The organism is Alteromonas sp. 14N.309.X.WAT.G.H12 (genome assembly GCF_036697315.1).
Taxonomy (GTDB): Bacteria; Pseudomonadota; Gammaproteobacteria; order Enterobacterales; family Alteromonadaceae; genus Alteromonas.
This window is the reverse complement of the sequence record NZ_JBAHZB010000003.1, coordinates 110995-130804: the sequence shown is the minus strand read 5'-3', so window position 1 is coordinate 130804 and position 19810 is coordinate 110995. Positions and strand designations below refer to the sequence as shown.

At 46.4% G+C, this 19810-nt stretch carries 15 protein-coding genes; 1 reads left to right on the top strand and 14 read right to left on the bottom strand.

The window, feature by feature from the left end:
- Nucleotides 1-46: 46 nt before the first annotated feature.
- Nucleotides 47-124, top strand: coding sequence for a PEP-CTERM sorting domain-containing protein (locus tag V5298_RS21015; protein WP_416351139.1), 78 nt, complete (start codon nucleotides 47-49; stop codon nucleotides 122-124).
- Nucleotides 125-133: 9 nt separating this feature from the next.
- Here the strand turns inward: V5298_RS21015 and V5298_RS03020 are convergent, their stop codons facing one another.
- The 14 genes from V5298_RS03020 to V5298_RS02955 all read right to left on the bottom strand — a co-directional run bounded on the left by V5298_RS03020 (nucleotide 134) and on the right by V5298_RS02955 (nucleotide 19809).
- The gene (locus V5298_RS03020) at nucleotides 134-1045 is read right to left on the bottom strand and encodes a cation diffusion facilitator family transporter (protein WP_332929988.1); all 912 of its coding nucleotides are present in this window, start codon (nucleotides 1043-1045) and stop codon (nucleotides 134-136) included.
- A 375-nt stretch (nucleotides 1046-1420) separates the two neighbouring features.
- A complete protein-coding gene (locus tag V5298_RS03015) occupies nucleotides 1421-3022 on the bottom strand; it encodes a peptidase dimerization domain-containing protein (protein WP_332929987.1) in 1602 nt (533 codons plus the stop codon).
- 46 nt (nucleotides 3023-3068) lie between these two features.
- Nucleotides 3069-4685: an amidohydrolase gene (locus V5298_RS03010; RefSeq protein ID WP_332929986.1), complete on the bottom strand. Its 1617-nt coding sequence runs from the start codon at nucleotides 4683-4685 to the stop codon at nucleotides 3069-3071.
- Nucleotides 4686-4696: 11 nt separating this feature from the next.
- The gene (locus V5298_RS03005) at nucleotides 4697-7516 is read right to left on the bottom strand and encodes a TonB-dependent receptor plug domain-containing protein (protein ID WP_332929985.1); all 2820 of its coding nucleotides are present in this window, start codon (nucleotides 7514-7516) and stop codon (nucleotides 4697-4699) included.
- Between the two features lie 727 nt (nucleotides 7517-8243).
- The gene (locus V5298_RS03000) at nucleotides 8244-9752 is read right to left on the bottom strand and encodes an ATP-binding cassette domain-containing protein (RefSeq protein ID WP_332929984.1); all 1509 of its coding nucleotides are present in this window, start codon (nucleotides 9750-9752) and stop codon (nucleotides 8244-8246) included.
- Nucleotides 9746-11350, bottom strand: coding sequence for an ATP-binding cassette domain-containing protein (locus V5298_RS02995; protein ID WP_332929983.1), 1605 nt, complete (start codon nucleotides 11348-11350; stop codon nucleotides 9746-9748). The genes V5298_RS03000 and V5298_RS02995 overlap by 7 nt, the downstream gene beginning before the upstream one ends.
- An 8-nt stretch (nucleotides 11351-11358) precedes the next feature.
- Nucleotides 11359-11472, bottom strand: a complete 114-nt coding sequence (cydX, locus tag V5298_RS02990) for a cytochrome bd-I oxidase subunit CydX (protein ID WP_332929982.1) — start codon at nucleotides 11470-11472, stop codon at nucleotides 11359-11361.
- Nucleotides 11473-11480: 8 nt separating this feature from the next.
- On the bottom strand, nucleotides 11481-12617 hold the full coding sequence (gene cydB, locus V5298_RS02985) for a cytochrome d ubiquinol oxidase subunit II (RefSeq protein WP_332929981.1): 1137 nt from the start codon (nucleotides 12615-12617) through the stop codon (nucleotides 11481-11483).
- A complete protein-coding gene (locus tag V5298_RS02980; protein ID WP_332929980.1) occupies nucleotides 12614-14188 on the bottom strand; it encodes a cytochrome ubiquinol oxidase subunit I in 1575 nt (524 codons plus the stop codon). Before V5298_RS02980 ends, cydB begins: the two co-directional genes overlap by 4 nt.
- A gap of 260 nt (nucleotides 14189-14448) precedes the next feature.
- Nucleotides 14449-15525, bottom strand: a complete 1077-nt coding sequence (locus V5298_RS02975; protein ID WP_332929979.1) for a DUF2955 domain-containing protein — start codon at nucleotides 15523-15525, stop codon at nucleotides 14449-14451.
- The gene (locus V5298_RS02970) at nucleotides 15515-16582 is read right to left on the bottom strand and encodes an HlyD family secretion protein (protein WP_332929978.1); all 1068 of its coding nucleotides are present in this window, start codon (nucleotides 16580-16582) and stop codon (nucleotides 15515-15517) included. The genes V5298_RS02975 and V5298_RS02970 overlap by 11 nt, the downstream gene beginning before the upstream one ends.
- Nucleotides 16579-17019 (bottom strand): transcriptional regulator SlyA, encoded by a 441-nt coding sequence (gene slyA, locus V5298_RS02965; RefSeq protein WP_332929977.1) that lies wholly within the window; start codon nucleotides 17017-17019, stop codon nucleotides 16579-16581. Before slyA ends, V5298_RS02970 begins: the two co-directional genes overlap by 4 nt.
- 134 nt (nucleotides 17020-17153) lie before the next feature.
- On the bottom strand, nucleotides 17154-19472 hold the full coding sequence (locus V5298_RS02960) for a glycosyltransferase family 61 protein (RefSeq protein WP_332929976.1): 2319 nt from the start codon (nucleotides 19470-19472) through the stop codon (nucleotides 17154-17156).
- A 121-nt stretch (nucleotides 19473-19593) separates the two neighbouring features.
- Nucleotides 19594-19809 carry a DUF2892 domain-containing protein gene (locus tag V5298_RS02955; protein ID WP_332929975.1) on the bottom strand — a complete coding sequence of 72 codons (216 nt, stop codon included), beginning with the start codon at nucleotides 19807-19809 and terminating at the stop codon, nucleotides 19594-19596.
- Nucleotide 19810 lies beyond the last annotated feature (1 nt).

The following is a 19810-nucleotide window of genomic DNA, read 5'->3' as shown; positions in this document are numbered from 1 at the left end:
TTACCATTACGTTTGATAACCTTCCTTTTGAAGCCAGTAGGTAAGTGTGCCAGAACCTTCTGCCCTGGCTATTTTAGCATTAGGCGCATGTGGTTTAGCCACCCGTAAACGCTGCCAAAAATAAGCTAAATGCTTAATGTGAATGCCGGTGGTCTCGGCAGGCTTCACCGGGCACTTCAAATTCAATGGTTGTATGGGCTAATGCGAATGTGGCTAGTTTATCGTTGATACATTGCTTCAGTTGACGGGTTTCACCGGCATCTAATTCGCCATCCAATTCAATATGTGCAGTAAGCACATGTTGTTCCCCATCTAAAGACCAAAAGTGTACGTGATGTAAGTTATTTACATGATCAAGTGCCAACAGTGTTTCTCTGATCGCTTGTTGCTGTTTAAGATCAGGCGTGCCTTGCAAAAAGATCCGAAAGGTTTGAAAAATATAACGGCAAACATTGAACAAAATAAACAGGGTAAAAAGCACTGACAATAAAGGGTCTAACACCGGCCAGTGCACAAACTGCAAGACAATCCCCACAATTAGCACCGCCACCCAGCCAAGAACATCTTCCAGTAGATGCCAGTTAAGGACTTTCTCATTAAGCGAATGACCACCGGAGAGCTTATAGGCTGCCGTACCGTTCACCACAATACCGAGTATGGCTAATCCAATCATACCTTCTGTAATCGGCATTTGCGGCGCCCACAGCCGCGGAATGGCTTCGGTTAACACCCAGGTCGAGCCAACGATGAGTACCAGTCCATTGACCATGGCACCCAGCAAACTTAAGCGTTTATATCCGTAGGTATAGCGTTCATCTGCCTGTTTGTTACCCACTTTACTTAAAAACCAGGCCAGCCCAATGGACAGGGAATCCCCTAGATCGTGGACGGCATCCGCCATAATGGCCACCGAATTAAACAGCCAGCCACCGATAAATTCAATGATGGTAAAAATGAAATTCAGCCAGAAGGCCCAGCCGATTCGTGATGTATCACCGCTATCATGATGATGACCGTGGTGATGATGATGGTTGTGAGAATGCAACAGTGATCCCTAGCGATGGGTTTATATTTTCGATTATAAAGAGCGTATCCATGGAATGACAAGTTGGGAATAGTACGTTGTGTGTGACTCAGATAGGAATAACCCTGTCTCCCTTCACTGCACGAATACGTCGGTGGTGGATAAAAAAAAATCCCCGTCCTCCTATTTAAAAACAGAAGGCGGGGACGATACGGAGAATGTCAGGTCTTATCCTAGCCCTATGACAAGACTTGCGCTGGAAAAGGATAGGTAAGAAAAATCAGCAGTATGATCACCCCTACAATTGCCAAGGTTTCCGTATTAACTTTGTCGTGGGCCTTACAACACGGACATTGTGAATTACTTTCTTTTACCATGACATTCTCCGTATACACTTTATTCAGGTTTTCTCACCATGGGGTATTCAATACCCAACTGTTCTAAATACGTATCGTATTTTTCCGGGTTATAATAGTACTTTCTCATTTTTTCACGATATTGCGCCATAATATCTTCGTTTAGATAAATCTGCGGCTCATCACCTTCGCGCAGCAAAGACGTATATTGAATGTCTTTAGTTTGGACCTCTTTAAAGTAACGATTCATTTCTGGCAGTAAGTCAGGATTGGTAAATAAATCCACCAGATTCATTGCATGGGCTTTTGCACCGGCAATGATTCCCTTGTGAGCAATAGGCGTAGCCATAGACACCGCATTGGCCCAGTTATGCCCTGGCAAATTAGGGATATTGGCCGGATATAACATAAAGATAGTCGGTACGTTCCAGGCAATATCGCCCACATCATCAGAGCCGCCACCAGTAAGCTTATCTTGTGGTGGGGGTTCCCGCATTGGCATGACGTCTTTCGGCAGGCCGATGGGTTCTGCGCCGATTTCCGTTTGTAGGGCTTTCGCCAGAGTCAAATCATCTTCTGACCACTCTGGCATGCCGACTTTCTTAATATTTTCGTATGCCGCTAGCGCCAAGGGTTTATTAAAATGACCCGGCCAGGCCGTCCCCATAACCACAGAATCCCAGGTAGTGTTGCTCATTATAGCGGCGCCTTCGGCCATTTTATCGCCGATTTCCCACAGCGCTTTGATATGGGGGTAGTCAGTTTCCCTAAAGAAATACCATGCGCTCGCCCGTTGGGGCACTACGTTAGGTTGGTCTCCGCCATCAACGATCACTGAATGGGTGCGCTGGGCAAGTCGCAAATGTTCCCGGCGATAGTTCATGCCCACAGACATGAGTTCCACCGCATCTAACGCACTGCGGCCGCGCCACGGGGAACCGGCACTATGGGCGGATTCACCATAAAAATTGTATTTTACAGACACCATTCCGGAAAACCCCGGATTGCCATAAAAGGTACCAAAGCTGCTGCCTACGTGGGAATAAAGCACGGCATCCACATTATCGAAATAACCTTCACGAACATAATACGCCTTGGTTGCTAATTGCTCTTCTGCTACCCCTGGCCACAACACCAGTGTGCCTTCAATATCGTTCGCTATCATGTAATCTTTCATAGCCAGTGCAGCGATAATATTCACCACCTGCCCAGAGTTATGGCCTTCGCCATGGCCCGGTGCACCTTCAACAATGGGATCATGGTAGGCAACACCGGGTTTCTGGGAAGCCTTGGGAATACCATCAAGATCGGTGCCTAGGGCAATAACCGGTTTACCGGATCCCCAGGTGGCATACCAGGCGGTAGGAATGCCAGCCATGCCTCGTTCCACCTTAAAACCATGCTGCTCTAAAAAATCGGTTAAGTAGGCAGAGGTTTCTATTTCCTGAAAGCCCAACTCGCCAAAGGAGAAAATCATGTCATTCATGACTTGGGCCAACTTGTTTTGTTTATCAATGGCCGATATCAAGGCTTCTTTGGCGGATTCACGTTCATCTTCGGTAAGAGTGGTTGCCTGCGCTGTGGAAAACAAATGGCACAGCACAACAAGGGTACTAAACACTTTTAATATTTTAGGTTGCATATAAACTCCTGTCGCTAATGGGTGAGGACGCCCTCACCCGCTCCGTTTACTCTTTAATCGTTGGATAGGTAATGCCAAGTTGTTCCATATAGGTGTCGTACTTGTCTGGATCGTAATAAAACTGTGACATGTCACCTTTAAATTCACGCATGATGTCTTTATTCAAATGGGTTGCGGGTTTATCTTGCTCGCGCAGTAAGGGCGTATAGGTTTCGTTTTTGGTTTGCACATTTTCGTAGTAATCCCACGCGCTCTCTAACAACGCCTTGTCGGTGATTAAATCGAACAGGTTAAGGGCTTGAGCTTTGGCGCCAGCAAGCACCCCTTTATGTGCAATAGGCGTTGCCATGGCCACTGCGTTTGACCAGTTGTGCCCCGGTAAATTGGGGATATTCGCCGGATAACGCAGGGTAATGGTGGGAACCTGCCAGGAGATATCGCCAATATCATCTGAACCGCCGCCCATATTGGTTTTTGGATCGGGTGGATCGCTCAGTTCATCAATTTCGGTTTTTAAACCTTCAGGCTCAACGCCAATTTCCTTCTGTAAGGCTTTGGCTAATGCGATGTCGTCCTCGCTCCACTGGGGCATTCCCACCAGCTTAATATTGTCGTAGGCATCTTCAGCCATGGGTTTATTCATATGCTGAGGCCAGGCGGAACCTAGCACCACCGAATCCCATGTGGTATTACTCATCATGGCTGCACCTTCGGCCATTTTGTCGCCGATTTCCCATAAGGCTTTAATATGGGGGTAGTCGGTCTCGCGCAGGAAATACCATCGGCTGGCCAAAGGCGGCACCACGTTAGGTTGGTCTCCCCCATCCACCACGATTGAATGAATGCGCTGGGATAATCGAAGGTGTTCACGGCGATAGCTCATTCCCACTTCCATGAGTTCAACGGCATCGAGGGCACTTCGTCCCCGCCATGGCGACCCTGCACTGTGCGCCGATTCGCCGTAAAAGTTATACTGGACGGAAATCAATCCATTACCACGCCCAGCGCCCCAACGGGTACTAAAGCCATTGCCTACATGGGAAAAGAGCACCGCATCCACGTCGTCAAAATAGCCATCTCGCACATAGTAAGCCTTAGTGCCAAGTTGCTCTTCAGCAACCCCCGGCCACACTTTGATTGTGCCTGAGAGGCCATTTTTTTCCATGTATTCCTTTACCGCCAAAATAGCCACAATATTGACGACCTGACCGGAGTTATGTCCCTCACCGTGCCCCGGTGCACCATCAATAATCGGCTCATGGTAGGCCACGCCGGGTTTCTGAGAGGCCTTTGGAATACCATCGATATCCGAACCCAGCGCAATAACCGGCTCGCCTTCGCCCCATGTGGCCATCCATGCAGTGGGAATACCGGAAATTCCTTCCTCTACCGTAAAGCCATTTTCCTTTAGAATATCCGTAAGATATTTAGATGTTTGATATTCCTGAAATCCCAGCTCACCAAAACTAAAAATCATATCGTTCATGACCTGAACTTGTTTGGCTCGCGCATCCACGGCATCAATCAATGCTTTTTTCGCGTCCATTCTTTCACTTTGGGACATGCTGGCCGAGGCCAGAACAGGCAATGCGGTTCCGGCTAACGCCAAGGCAATCAATGCCGAACCCGCTTTACGGGTAAAATAATGTGATATTGCTGACATGGTTGACTCCTTTACATTTCCAGACGGAAACCGATTTTGAATTGACGGCCTAGCACGTCGTATAAGCTACGGTTTGTTGCCAGATAACCCGCTCGGTTTTCTGAGCCTTGGTATGCAGGATAAGTCACCTCCGCCGGATCAGAATTCATCAGGTTTCGTATTTGCATATAAAGCTCTAAAGTACTGGCATCGCTAAAGGGGATGGTTTTCGATGCGTAGGCATCCAAATAGACTTTGGCCGCAACGTGGTTGTCGTTGATGGTGTAATTGGGGGCAATGCTTTCCGGACAGTTGGATGAACATTCAATATACGCATTACTCAAAGTACCCTCGCTAATACCTCGGGCGGTTAAATCAAAACGCATATCATCAAGATCATAGGTAATTGACGCGCGATACTTCCAATCAGGCGTGCTGTTGGCCACAGAGCCTGCTTCATCAATGGCGGTAACACCATTATCCGTAATGGCTTCTAAATAATTGGTTGCCAAAAAGCGCAGCTTAAAGGCCCCCGGCGCACCGTCAACGATATCTGCCGTATCAAAGCGGTAGGTTAAATCGTAATCCATTCCTTTGGCTGTCATTGAATTGAGGTTTTCATACAACAAGTTGATGGTTTGCAGTGTGCCGGTTTCATCATAAATCATGTTGTCACAGTAGCGTTCAACGCCGTACTCCACACAATACTCTGCGGTTGAATCCGCCGTCACGTAACTGATAACGCCATCAATTTCCACATCGTAATAATCGATAGTCGCGGAGAAGCCTTCTAGGAATGATGGACGCAATACCACCCCAAGTCCCCATGAATCGGCTTCTTCCGGACTCACATCAGGGTTACCTTGAAGGTTTTGCACCATAGGCACAGACTCGCCATCAATGGTCACTGAATTTGAACGGGCGGTACCTGCGGCATACAGTTCAGAGAGGTTTGGCGCTCTGATATCCTTCGAACGGGTTATACGGAAGGTGGCGTCATCTATGGGCGACCAGGTAAAGCCGGTCTTCCACGTAGTTACTCCACCAGAGGTACTGTAATCGGTGTAGCGCACCGCGCCATTGAAATCCAGATCATCCATAACCGGAACCAAGGCTTCCACATACGCTTCTTTTACATTGTAAGAGCCCGTGGTGACCTTGTAGTTACCGTATTTCCAGCCCGATGTATATTCGTCATCAACAGAGCCATCCATTTCTTCACTACGGTATTCAGCACCAAAGGCAAGGGAGATAGGTCCCGCCCAACCATCAAGATCACTGGTACTAAAGTTAACTGCCGCCACTTGCTGGGTAAAATCTTGCTTACGACGAGGTTGACCTAATACATAATCCAAAGCTTCGTCGCTGGCAACGCCTACCCCTAAGCGGTTTAACGGCACACAACCATTGGTGGGATCGGAAAGTGTAGAACGACACACAATTTCACCAGTATCGGGATCAACCACGGCATCAGTGGCTAAATCCAATCTTTCGGTATTGTAGGTTGGTGTCATGTGCTCGTCAGTATTGGTCTTACCATACTGATAATACGCATCCCAAGTGAAGAATTTATCTGACATCATAAATTCCCCTTTTGCGCCGGTAACAATCCGGGTGGTATCCCGTTTGTTATTACTTCCCGAGGCAGGCATGTCCACGTTACTGGTGTTCATGGTAAAGCTCTCTAACCCCAAATCGGCCATTTGTTCTGCTACCGATTCTGGTAAATACGCATTGTCTGCGTATATGGTGACACCCGATGAAGTGGGATTGATGTAATAACTCAAGCCTTCATATTCGGCGTAGGACCCTTGTAAAAAGACTTCTGTATCACCAAACATCCAACTTAAGCGGCCAAACAGGTTATTTCGGTCAATTTCCGCTGCCAATGAATTGGTACCAATCATTCCCGAAGTGGTGTACTGCCAGTCACCACCGATCATCCACTGACCGGAAACTTCACCATAAGCCAGTTGACCGGGCACACCGTCAACACCAAAGTAGGTGCCCTGCAAAGGACCTGATGAAATCAGACCGCCTGGCGTGTAGCTTGAAATACCGATCCCATTCCCGACATAGTAAAATGGAGAACCTTCTGAGGTATCCGGGTTTATCATGGCAACACTGCCATCTTCCGCGTAATCTCGGGTGGTATTATGAATGCCGTTGGCATGAAAGGTTTCACCACTCAACAGCAAATGCCCATCACCGTTACCTAATTCCGTTCCATAGGTAAGCACAATTTTATTGTTTTCCCGGTCACCATAGGTGGTTTCACCGTACTCCACTTCGGTTTTAAAGCCGGTGTATTCTTTATCAAGAATAAAGTTGACCACCCCACTTATGGCATCTGAGCCATAAACAGAAGACGCACCGCCTGTGACAATATCAACACGCTTAATAAGGGATTGGGGAAACGTATTTGTATCTACCTCGCCGGTAGAAGCAGAAACAACGGAACGCTGACCATCGAACAGAACCAGTGTACGGCCTGTCCCTAAACCGCGAAGGTTAAGCGCCGCAATACCCGAAGCACCATTACTTAATGAACCGGAACTGGTGGACGCCGTACTACTGCCGGTCACCGATGGCATGGTATTGACAAAGTCAGCCACACTGTTGGGCGCAAAGGTATTTATGTCTTCCTCTGACATGGACGCCACCGGCGTAGGCGTATCATAGCCATCGCGAGATACACGGGAGCCCGTTACCTGAATAGATTCCACTTTTTGTTCGTCAACAGTGGTTGAAGTCGTTGCCTGCTCTTGCGCAATGGCAGGTAGGGAAAGTGCACTAGCTATTGCTGCCGCCAGTGTTAGCTTTTGGGTCTTAATAGATACCTTTGCCTTCATAGTGGTTTTCCTGTGTGAGACTGTGCTTGCTTGAACTGTTGATTTTTATTTAGCGCCCGGTTTTACCGGCGCATGCCTGTTCTGGTGCTTTAATCACTTCTTAAAAAGTGATGAATGACGCAACAGTCAATTGCACAAGGCATACCCAAAACCTTGTTTTAAATAATTTTTATCGAAATTAATTTATTCAGAAGGAATTAAATCGGCGTTCAGGAAGGATTAAATATAAAAATTTCAGCCGCTTAGAAGATATAAATAATTTTATTAACAAACCGTAAACACATAAACAATATTTATAATAAACTCACCACAACAATTAAATTTGTTTATGTCGTAAAATCTGCATAATTATTTTTAATAAGTAAATAAGCTTACTTTATGTTTAATAGAAATTTGCACACATTTAATGCAGGAAGATAAAGTTGACGGAATACTTTCTCAAAGATGTTATATCATAACAATAGCAAATCAACAAAAGATTCATCCTAAAAACGCCCCTTTATTACGGAGAATAATTCCTCCAATGATAGAAATATCGCGGCATTGAGGAATATGAAACAAGATGACTATTAAGCAAGAATGACAACACTGTGAATATAAATAACTGAGACAGGCTTTGTGTAAACAAAAGGAAAAGATGGTGCAATAGGGAATAAATATTCCATTCTTACTGCACCATTATGGTAAAAAATAGACAATTTTTATCTTGAGATATTTTTGCTTATAGCTACATTTCGATAATTAACGGGGCTTTTTCTGCCACCATGGTGGGTAAAACATGTGTAGCAATAATCACTAACGTGGTTTTAGACTGGGTAACAAGCGATTCTGCCACCCCTTCCACATTGGCCGTATCTAGCCCTTCAAAAGGTTCGTCAATCAACCATACAGCAGGCTTTGCCAACCAGGCTCTGGCCAAAGAGAGTCGTCGGCCTTCGCCTCCAGATAAACGTCGACCGCCTTTCCCCAACCACATTTCAAGATCGCTTAAATGAGCAAGACCAAATTCGTTCAGTGCTTGATGGGCGTCATCGTCAGCCAATTTCAGGTTATTTGGGGCTAAATTCATCTTTAGCGTGGCTTCCAGAACAAACGGGGATTGTTCCACATACACCCAGTTTTCACGTCGTCCTGCTTCTACCTGCTTACCATCAAAGTACAAGCTTCCCTGCGCCTGAGTCATGCCGGCTAGTGCCAGTAGCAACGACGACTTTCCGCATCCTGATGGGCCAGATAAAATCACCAACCCCTTGGCAGGAAGCCTGACATTTACGCCTTGTGATAAATAGGCAGATTGAAAATCTTTAAGTACTATGTGCTCCTGTGCCTCACCGCTGACCGCTTCAGGCAATGGCTCGCCTTCATTTTGATTGACAGATTCATACGCCTGACGATAGCGTCCATAATGCGCTGCCGTGGTCAACGGACGGCCAAGCCAATCGGTTATGCTTAACAACAACATAGGTACAATAAGGGAAGTGGGATCATTAAAGCCTTGGTTTTTATTTAGCCAAAACAGGGTCAACAACCCCACAATGGCCAGTCCTTGCAAACACCACAAGGCCCACTGCCCTGCTGACTCTATACGCTGATGATCCCGCCAGACACTGCGTAAATCCGGGGCCGAGGGGAACCTGCCGTTATGCTCTTTTAATTGCATATGCCACAAGCTACTGCTATTTAAAAAATGCTCAGAACAAAAACGAAACGCGGTTTCCTCTTGCACTTGCTTCTTAGCAGTACGTAGGCCATAAACCACCAGCCAAACCGTCAGCAACAACCAACTGAATGCCATGATCCCCATTGTCTTCGTACCAGGCAAGGCTAAGCTGCTGACAATGCCCACGGACAACAAAATTAGCACCACAGCACTGGCCTGATGCGCTACCCAGCCAACCCAAAGGGAGGACAAGGTTTCCGTTTGCGTGGCTAGGCGTTCGACGTCGCCGGCTCGGGTAGGCAGGTATTTATCTTTAAGACGGGAAAACAGCTGACTTCTCAGCCAGGTGGTGCGCCCCAACAAATCGTGATGCGCCAGCCACATATGGCCATATCCTGCGCCTATCCGCGTCAGCGCTAACCCCCTGATGATCACGGCGGGTAGCATGTAATTAAAATTAGCCGGCATAAGCGCACAGGCGGCAATAAACCAACTGGAAAAAATAAGAATTAGTAGTCCGGCACTGGTATGAATGATTGCCAATAACAAACTGATAAACGGAATACGCCCTAGCATACTATATCTCCGTCTTTAACAACCCAATGCTGGGTAAACCATTCTGCCGGCAACGGCTTATGGGATGCCCAAATTACCGTTGCATCCTTACAGGCCAGACGAATTAACCGTGAGATATCGTCGTGTTGCTGTGCCGGCAAATGGGCGGTAGGCTCATCAAGCAACCAGACTTGTGGCTGACGGAGTAACACCCGGGCAATGGCAAGACGCTGGCCCTGTCCACCGGAAAGTGGCGGATGTTCGCCCATAGGTGTATTTATACCCGCGGGCAAAGCTTGCACCCAATCACTCAACGCCACGGCGTCAAGTACATTATCCAGCTCTTCGGCAGAGTAATACCCACCTAAAGTGAGATTCTCTTTAACACTACCTGGCAACACCACCGGGGTTTGGGTTAACAAGGCATAGTCCCCTAATGGCGCTTCAAGGCCAGTTCTTTGGCCACAAAGATATTCCATCAACACGGTTTTGCCCGCGCCTGAGGCACCACTTAACAACACCTTATCCCCTTGATTTAACCTAAGGCCTGAGGTGCTAAGTTCTGGAGCCGTGGTAAGGACGCCGGATAGGGTCAACGACGTTAATGGTTTGCCTTTAGCCCCTGACGTTGCAGCATCTTCACTAAGTAAATCCTGCAACGCTTCACGGGCAGCTTCGGCCTGGGCTTTTTGATGATAAAACTGACCAAGTTTTTTCATTTCAGCCAACAGCAAAGGCGCGGTAAGCAATAGCCAAAGCCCTTGTTGTAAGTTAATGGCTTCCCCAAGATCAAACTCACCCAATAAAGTAAAACCGATATAAACCGCAATTAAGGCCACCGCCAACGTAGAAAAGAAATCCAGTATGGTGGTGGACAAAAACGCAATGGAGACCACCTTCATGGTGCGATCCCGAAGACGATGCCCCGCTTTATCCAAAAGCTGTTGCTGGGTATCATGGGCGCGAAACACCGTAAGCAGGGGAAGTGCGGAGACTCGGTCTACAAACAACCGTCCCAGCCTTTCCAACGCAATGAAGTGTTTCCTGTGCAGCGATGCTGCTCCCTTCCCCACAATCACCATAAACAAGGGCACGATGGGCAAGGTGATCAGTAAACTGGCGCCCACCACCAAATTCACCGTAAAAATAGCCACCAGAGCAATAAGCGGAACCACCACAGCAACCTGTTGCTGTACCCGATAGTCAAAATGCCAGTTTACGATTGCGGGCAAATGCATTTGCCAAAGTGTTTGCCAATAAAAGGTCGATTGCTGCCTGAGCAATGCATGTTGCTGATGAAAAAAAGTATCCATCAACCGCTGCTGTAGCGCTCCAGAAAGCTGTAAACGTTTGCGATGATTTAAGAAAATAGAAAAGCCGGTGGTGAGCCACACCAATACCAGACCAATGGCGGTAAGCCACAACATGGAAGGCGTGGCACTTTGCCCGCTAATTGTCCATTCACTGACAATACCGGCAAACCCCCAGTACGCGGCAATTAATGCCACGTCTCTTAAAACCTGTAGAAATGTTAGCGCCACCAAGACCCGCCCAGAGGCGGCATCGTTGGTGGCGACTGACTGCTGAAACCAGCTTGATAAAGTTTGGGAAGGACTCAAGTTATCCCTTATTCTTCGTTATCAGGGCGGTCCAAGTTCTCAGTGGATTCTAACCACATGGCGTTAATGATGCCAAATGAACAAGCGAGTAAAACGCCGAGTATCCAAGTGAAATACCACATATAACCTCCTAATAGATAGCGTGAGATTTATTTAAATCGGATTGTTTCACCCGTCCACGCATGACATAGAAGCCGTACGCGGTATAAGCAAGCACAATAGGCACAAAGATACAGGCAACCACGAACATTACTCGCAGGGTAAATTCACTTGATGTGGCATCCCACATTGTCAAGCTGTGGCTTGGCACTGTGCTGCTTGGCATCAAAAACGGGAACATTGAAAAGCCCGCCGTTAAAATTACACCGGCTATCATGGCAGAACTGGAGACAAATGCCCATCCGGCACGGCCAATTTTAGAAAAGTAGCTACAAGCTAGGCCAGCACCAATACCCAATAACGGCGCAATCATCATCCAAGGATACAAGCTATAGTTGTTCAACCAGGCTCCTGTTTGTGTGACCACCGTTTTCACCGTGGGGTTTGACACAGCAGATGGCGCCACAGTAGATGAAAGGATGTAACCGTCAATACCAAAGGCAACCCAAATACCGGCGAGTACAAACAGTACCACTGTTGTCAGCGATAAGATGACTGAGGTTTTCCGTGCCCGTAATTCAATAAAGCCATCGGTTTTCATTTGCAGGTAGGCGGCACCATGATTAAGCAACAGTGCCACAGACACTAAACCGGCAAGGATACCAAATGGATTTAGCAAGCCAAAGAACGAACCGGTATAGGTTGATCTCAGTACACCGTCAAAGGAATAAGGCACACCTTGTAACAGGTTACCAAAGGCCACACCAAAGATAAGAATAGGCACAAAACCACCGGCAAATAACGCCCAATCCCAGTTTTTACGCCATCTTTCACTAGGCAACTTACTGCGATAGTCAAAACCTAATGGACGCATCCATAAGGCGGCAAGGGTTAAAAACAAGGCAATATAAAAGCCCGAAAAAGCGGTGGCATAAATCATTGGCCAAGCGGCAAATATGGCTCCACCGGCGGTAATAAACCATACTTGGTTACCGTCCCAGTGTGGCCCAATGGTGTTGATCATCACGCGGCGCTCTTTATCAGTGCGACCAATGATGGTCAGTAAGGCACCAACCCCTAAGTCAAAACCATCTGTTATGGCAAAACCGATTAGCAGGACACCCACAAGCACCCACCAAATGACGCGCAGAACTTCATAATCGATCATGATTTTGCTCCTTGTGTTGATAAGCCAATGACACTGTCGTCGCTGTCGTGATCTTCAGGAGGAACGGGGCCTTTTTTGGCAAATTTCTTCATCAGATAGAAAGCAATTATAAACATCACGGTGTAAAACAAGGTGTAACCCGCAATAGTAAATACCACATCGGACACCGACAGGTTAGACACTGACACATGTACCGGTAATATTTCGGCAATGGACCATGGCTGACGGCCATACTCGGCAACAAACCAGCCTGCTTCACACGCAATCCAAGGCAATGGCATGGCGAACAGCGCGGTCTTCAACAACCAACGAGGCTGAGTAATTTTGTGCTTGGTGCTATACCAAAAAGAGGCAGCAAACACGGCAAGCATAATGAAGCCAGCCAGCACCATAATGCGGAAGGAATAAAACAGCGGCGCCACTGGAGGAATACTGTAGTCCACGGCCCGTTCTAGTGCTTCTTCAGAAGGCGCCGTCACATCCTCAGTAAAAGGCTGCAATAACATGGCATAGCCAAGGTTATCTTTATTGGCCTCAAAGAGTTCTTTTTGCGCTTCGGTTGCTGTGCCATTGCGCACCGCATCCATATTTTTGTACGCTTGAATACCCGATAGAATACGTACGCGGTGTTGCTCTTTTAGGTCTTTAATACCCGTGACTTCTTCGTCGATACTGCGGGTGGCAATCAAGCCCATTACCCAGGGTATTTGCAAGGCGTACTCCATTTTTTCTTCTTCATCATTGGGTATCCCAAAGATGGTGAAGGGCGCAGGCGCAGGATGAGTTTCATATTCGGCCTCAATGGCGGCCAATTTCACTTTTTGCACGTCACCAATTTCATAACCACTTTCATCACCTAAAATGATCACTGACAATATCGACGCCAAACCAAAACTAGCGGCAATGGCGAATGAGCGACGGGCAAATGCCACATGGCGATGTTTAAGCAAGTAGTAACTGGAAATAGCAAGTACAAACATGGCACCCGTGGTATAGCCAGCTGACACTGTATGCACAAACTTCACTTGGGCTACAGGGTTAAACACCACGTCTGCGAAACTGGTCATTTCCATGCGCATGGATTCCACATTGAAATCTGCCCCCACCGGATATTGCATCCAACCATTGGCAATTAAGATCCACAATGCAGAGAAGTTAGAACCAATCGCCACCAGCCAGGTTGCCATTAAGTGTTTCACTTTTGACATACGATCCCAGCCAAAGAAGAACAAACCCACAAAGGTTGATTCAAGGAAGAAGGCCATTAACCCTTCAATGGCCAGCGGCGCACCAAATATGTCGCCCACATAATGGGAATAGTAGGACCAGTTCATGCCAAACTGGAACTCCATAGTAAGGCCGGTAGCCACGCCAATGGCAAAATTTATCCCAAACAACTTACCCCAAAACTTTGTCATCTCTTTGTAGATTTCTTTGCCGGTCATCACATAAACAGATTCCATGATGGCCAGCATAAAACTAAGCCCAAGGGTAAGTGGCACGAAGATAAAGTGATACAACGCAACTAGTGCAAATTGCAGGCGCGATAACTCGACTAATGTATCGCTCATAGGAACATCTCCAGTGTAATTAACGAATAGGTAGAGAGTGCATCAAACGTAGAGCACGCTTATTGATGAAGCTGTCGTAAATTCATACCTGTACAGTTAATTATACTTAACGAAACAGGTACTTAAACGCTTCTCGCATCTCGTGGCCCAACATTACACCTATTACCGAAAAGGCCATTTGATCCAACGCAAAGAAACCCGCGAAGATAAGCGGGTTTAGGGAAACAAAACACTGAATTATTGAATAAAAACGATTACGTTTAGTTATCAGGCGGCTCTACATTACTGGTGGCGGCAAAGCGGTTTAAAAAATAATCAAGGACCCATGCAACGCTCAGCAATATACCTAATGCCAAGGTCACGGAGGTAAAGCGGTACATACTGCTGTACAAAATATCATTATTGGGTTGCAAATACTGGCCAAACAAAATGCCAATGGTGGTTAAAGCGCCAAACCCCAAACCACTGCCCGCCCTTTCCACTAAATGCAAACGCGCAGTTATCATGACAGTGATAAACATGGCCAACAACACCAATGGCAAATAACGGATCAGGTCGTACATCAACACTTGCATGACCAGACCGATTACGCATCCGAAACAGATGCCTTTTGCACGCTTAAGTGAACTCGTTAACGATCCTTTGAGGGTCATAGGAAATAACACCAACACCGATGAAACTTGTGCTGACAAGGAATCTTGCAAGTCCAATACTTGGAACACCATGAAGGATGAGGTGGCTAATACCGCGCCCATTAACATTCTGTGATTGATTTGCGCCTGGCTAAGTAACGGTTTAGGCGGTAGTTGCGGTTGATCGTGCTCCGGGATTAACCAATACAACACAGCAGCCGAACTAATGGCAATAACGGTAGCCAGAAACACGGCCATTATCATGTTATTTGTTGATTTATCCTGATAACTGGAATAATGCAGCAGTACTGACAAGGTCACAACGCCCACCGCCCACATGAAAAAGTGTTTACCTTTCGCCATATAGTGAAAATGCACACACAATATAAAAAACACCCCGAATGTCATCAGCACCGGATAAGGCAGAAAAAAACGATGTAACAGGTAGATTTCAATGACATTCAAAAAAATACTGCCTAAAAATTCACAAGCAATTAAACGGTCAAATACAGGCAGCATACCAAGCAACAACATGGGATAAACCACAAAAAATACCCCATAGGGCCAGTTCATGTATTTGCAGATAGCAAAACCCGTACAGCTGCCCAGCGCAATGCGCAATAAACGCCGTTGCTCGTAGGGCGTATAATACTCATCCGCCGGTGTGGCTGAACGCAGGTTGACGACTTGTTGCTTAGTAGACATAGTGCAACAAACTAACCAATTTCATCTGAAGTTTACCCAGCAAATGGAGTAAGCCGGAGTTCTTGTATTCCAACATCACGGTGGCCCTTGCACCAGAAACCAAGCTGTCGGGGACATTGTGATCACGTAAAGCCACATACACACGGACACGTTGTGCATCACGTACCCAACGGTCTGAATCGTCAGGCTCTACCAGCAAACCATTTGCCATCAATTGCCCTGTAGATACCCCCATATCCCTACTGATGATCTCGCCATCAAAGACCATTCCTGGCAAGGCATCAAAGACCACCATGGCATGGCTATTTTCAGATATCTTACTTAAACTTTTTTCACGAAAATCAGCAACAATACGCTCTTCCCCAGATGCCACCAGCGAAAGTAAAGATTGATTCGCATTGGCCTGAATACCGGGGAATAATTGCAAATTGGAAATCACGCCGCTTTTCGGTGCCCGTACCACGGTACGTGCCAAATCCAGTTCGGCTTGTTTTAACGTATTCTTAGCAATACGCCAACGTAGATTGCCTTCGCCCGTTTCACCGAGTTGAATTTTAAGTGCTTGTTTTTGCTGTTGCATAGCATTTAATCGGGCCCGTGAAGATGCCACTTCTGCCTTTTTTTGATCGACTAATTGCACGCTAACCGACGAGCTTTCAGCCAAACGAGACAAGCGCTTTAATTCACGCTGCGCTTCTTCAAGAGTCACTTGCAATTCAATGATGTTCGCGTCGGCCTCGGCTAACTGCGCATTTAAATTATCGTTTGTTTGTTGTGCTTCAAATAGGGCTAATTTGGCTTTCTCTACCGCGATTTTGTAATCACTGTCATCAATGCGAAATAACACCTCGCCTTTTTCAACATACTGATTATTCTTTACCGCAACCTCCACAACTTCACCGGAGACTCTAGGCGCGATTGTCACAACAGGACGCTGAACCATCGAATGCGGCGTCATAGGGATGGTTAAATCTGTGATGAAAATATACCCACAAACTAGGATAAAAAGTAACGCAGCAATTTTCATCCATCGGTTAAACTGAGCGTCCGCGGTCATTGCACCTCCTTACTAAAAAAATTATTTGCGTTATCAATGACCCGACTAAGTAACAAATAGAGTTGTTTACATTCATTCTCATCAAAACCATTGAGCATTTGAAGTCGTGCTGCTTTTGCCCTTTCCTCAACCGCTTCCATAAGTTGTCGCCCTTTCGGGGTAAACCAAAGTGTTTTTATTCGCGCATCTTCAGCACAGGGTTTACGTTCAATAAGGTCTGCTTCTTCTAACAAATTTAAGGTGCGTAACAACGAGGGCTGCTCAACACCGATATCCTCAGCCAGTTCTTTTTGGCTACAACCTTCACCGGTGCGATCCAGATGCAACAAGGCCACCCAACGGGTTTGGGTTAAGTTCAAATCTGACATGAAATGATCCACAGCTTGCCGCCAAGCATAAGCTGCACGACTCAGATGCCAGCCAATATTATTTTCCATTTTATTCACCAATAGTTAGCATGCTAACAATTTAACCATATAGTTAGCATGCTAATCAATGAACTTATACTTAAGAAAGTATTAAACTGTTATAAAATCACCAAAAACGTGAGTGTTATTCCATAGTGAAGGGCTTAGTATTCTGGGTCGGTATCCACAATGCCCTCAGTAACCAATTTGGTCACGTTATCCTTAAAGCGAGATAACAGGGCAGGATTAATAGCGGTGACTCTGGCCGAATACGTTTGGTAGTAATGCTGAATATCCGCCTTAACCTGCGATGTAAACCTATCTTGGTCAAAAGGTTGGCATTGGATATGCTGCTCAAGAAAAGCGGAAAGTGCCCTACTATCGAGTACAGAGAGGACACTGCCGTGTGCAGGTTTATTTGAGGGCGTTTGTAAAAATAAAGAGGGTAATTCGTAGAGTTCAGAAAAGCTCACCACCTCTTTACTGCGCTTTTGTAGCAAAGGAATGAAGATTTTCTGGGCATGTTTGCGCCTTTGTATTATCACGACCTTACCGGGGATCTCTCCGAGTAACTCCAACACGTGCAAGGCAGCGCCTTCGGCAAAAACAAGAATATCAGCGCTTTTATAATAACTTAGCTGTTCCTGTAAGCTTAGCGTTTCTGGCTTCAGAATATAAAAACCCTGCTTTTCAAGGTGGGCTTCAAGTACAGATTCTCCGGCGAACGCCCCTTTTAGTGCAAAATCGGTGCGACTGACGTAGATTTTTTTGGGTTTGTTAAGATCGGGGGTAATCCCCGCAGCCCGCTCTCTGTGCACAAGGAATTGCCTATAGGCATCAGATACCGGCGTTCTAGAGCGAAAAATACTTTGTTGGGGCGATACCCAGATAGTGTCCGCCGTAAAACTCTTCTTAGGTAACAAAATATCTTTTTTAGGTACCCCCAAATAGGCCAGTACCGCATAAAAATGGGCAGGTAATACGGGCGCGAATTTACCTTTATTGAATTTGTATCGCTGAGGAAGAAAAACGACTTTACACCCATTATCTGCCTGGCGGGCCGCTTGTAATCCCCCCAAACGATGCACATTTTCAGCCAGAAAATGACCAAAATTATTGAACAAGGGACCACCATAATAGTAAGTCTCTTTCTTTCTCGTTAACGGGGTTTTATAAGTCGTAAGGTAGGCCACATCGGTTGCTGAAAAAGGGCTATCATCCTTCACATAGGACGGATGGCAACGGTACTGCTGGGCGAAATCAGGAATATTATCCCCCCGTAATCCACCTTTAACCCTATTGGGGCTAGAATCTTTGTCCTGAGTAATAATATCCACATTGCCACAGCGTATAGCGCCAAAGGGAGCGGTTGTGTTGGCCACCGGTTGCTGACGATTGTTGATACGCTTTTTTAAATAATCCAACAGCCCGTGCTGCCACAAGGAAATTCTTCCTGCTAATTGCGCGGCTTTGGAGACGCGAAATAATGACAAAAGGGTCTCTGATGCTTGTCCGCCTTTCCTGTTGCCAAGGATATTGGCCAATGCGCGATACAAGGACGGACGTTCTTTACGCAATTGCATCACAAGGTCTGCTACCTTGCCTTGGCTGTCGGCCTGATTAACGAATGGCAATGCAGCCAGTTGAGCTTGGGCCTGCGATATGTGTTTCCATTCCGTTTCTGGCAGTAGTGAACGAAAACGCTCCATGGCAGCTTCTAATTGTTGTTGACACGCCATCAAGGCTTCATCGTCAATTAGGCGATAACGCTTGCCATGCTGACTGGTGGCTTGCAAATAGGTATCGAGTTCATTTTGCAAAGAAGCAATGGGAAACTGATTCAGACTTCGCTTTAATTCAAGGGCCGCAAAGGAATAGGACACATTCACCGACGTGGTTGAGATAGGAATATGATCATCCACCTGCAAAACACGAAGTAAATCGCCAATAATACTGCCCTGATCATCAGGGGATTTATAAGCAAAGCAATGAAATGATTCAGGTGTAAGGTGTTCTCTTAGGGCCAATAACTTGTCCCATTGCCCAAGATTCAAACGTGTTTTGGCAATGAAAGAAGCGTGATTCCCGTGACGTTTCACCGACTGATTATATATGGACAACTGAAACTCAACGGGGTTTCTAATAAAACAGACGATTTCGGCGTTCGGCACCTGCGCAATCACATCATCGGCGATACGAAAGAAGGATTCTGAACTTAACAGCAGGGTGTGATATTCAGATGCCTTTTGAAAGGCATCTAAGGTCCGTGTTAACTTTTTCGGATCAAAAACAAGACGGCCTTTATCATCACTTACACACACCACCCGCGCATTGCCAGAGCTGATGCCATTTTCATCAATCGTATGATTCGGATACAAAATCCCTAAAGAAGCCAGTTCGGTACGATGTTGATGAAGAAAATGCTGTATCGCAGAGCTACCGGTTTTAGGTGGCCCAATATGAAAAACGACCCGTTTTGACAATGCTACTGCCCTGTTTAGCTAAAACGACGGGAATGGTAGCACAAAGGACTCATTCAGCGAATCTGAAAAGCCTACAAAGACCGTCCTTATGGCGCTAACAGCAGATAAATACGAGCACCGTTTATTGTTTTAGGGCGAGTTCTCTTTCCGTTTTAAAGCCAAATACCTTGCGTAGCACAATCATGGCCGGACAAAAACCGGTGAAACTTTGTTGGAATAAGTTGGCGCCCACAAACACCGTTAGCCAGACATAATAGCCACTGACATAAACCGTTAGCACTACACTTAACAACACCATAATACCGGCAAATGCCGTAAGGGCACGTTCAGCAGACATA

What these genes read in the sequence shown, in the direction of transcription:
- cydX (WP_332929982.1), bottom strand. Translation starts at nt 11,472, where the DNA reads ATGTGGTATTTCACTTGGATACTCGGCGTTTTACTCGCTTGTTCATTT.
- V5298_RS02970 (WP_332929978.1), bottom strand. Translation starts at nt 16,582, where the DNA reads ATGACCGCGGACGCTCAGTTTAACCGATGGATGAAAATTGCTGCGTTA.
- V5298_RS03005 (WP_332929985.1), bottom strand. Translation starts at nt 7,516, where the DNA reads ATGAAGGCAAAGGTATCTATTAAGACCCAAAAGCTAACACTGGCGGCA.
- V5298_RS02955 (WP_332929975.1), bottom strand. Translation starts at nt 19,809, where the DNA reads ATGTCTGCTGAACGTGCCCTTACGGCATTTGCCGGTATTATGGTGTTG.
- slyA (WP_332929977.1), bottom strand. Translation starts at nt 17,019, where the DNA reads ATGGAAAATAATATTGGCTGGCATCTGAGTCGTGCAGCTTATGCTTGG.
- V5298_RS03000 (WP_332929984.1), bottom strand. Translation starts at nt 9,752, where the DNA reads ATGCTAGGGCGTATTCCGTTTATCAGTTTGTTATTGGCAATCATTCAT.
- V5298_RS02975 (WP_332929979.1), bottom strand. Translation starts at nt 15,525, where the DNA reads ATGTCTACTAAGCAACAAGTCGTCAACCTGCGTTCAGCCACACCGGCG.
- V5298_RS03015 (WP_332929987.1), bottom strand. Translation starts at nt 3,022, where the DNA reads ATGCAACCTAAAATATTAAAAGTGTTTAGTACCCTTGTTGTGCTGTGC.
- cydB (WP_332929981.1), bottom strand. Translation starts at nt 12,617, where the DNA reads ATGATCGATTATGAAGTTCTGCGCGTCATTTGGTGGGTGCTTGTGGGT.
- V5298_RS03010 (WP_332929986.1), bottom strand. Translation starts at nt 4,685, where the DNA reads ATGTCAGCAATATCACATTATTTTACCCGTAAAGCGGGTTCGGCATTG.
- V5298_RS02980 (WP_332929980.1), bottom strand. Translation starts at nt 14,188, where the DNA reads ATGAGCGATACATTAGTCGAGTTATCGCGCCTGCAATTTGCACTAGTT.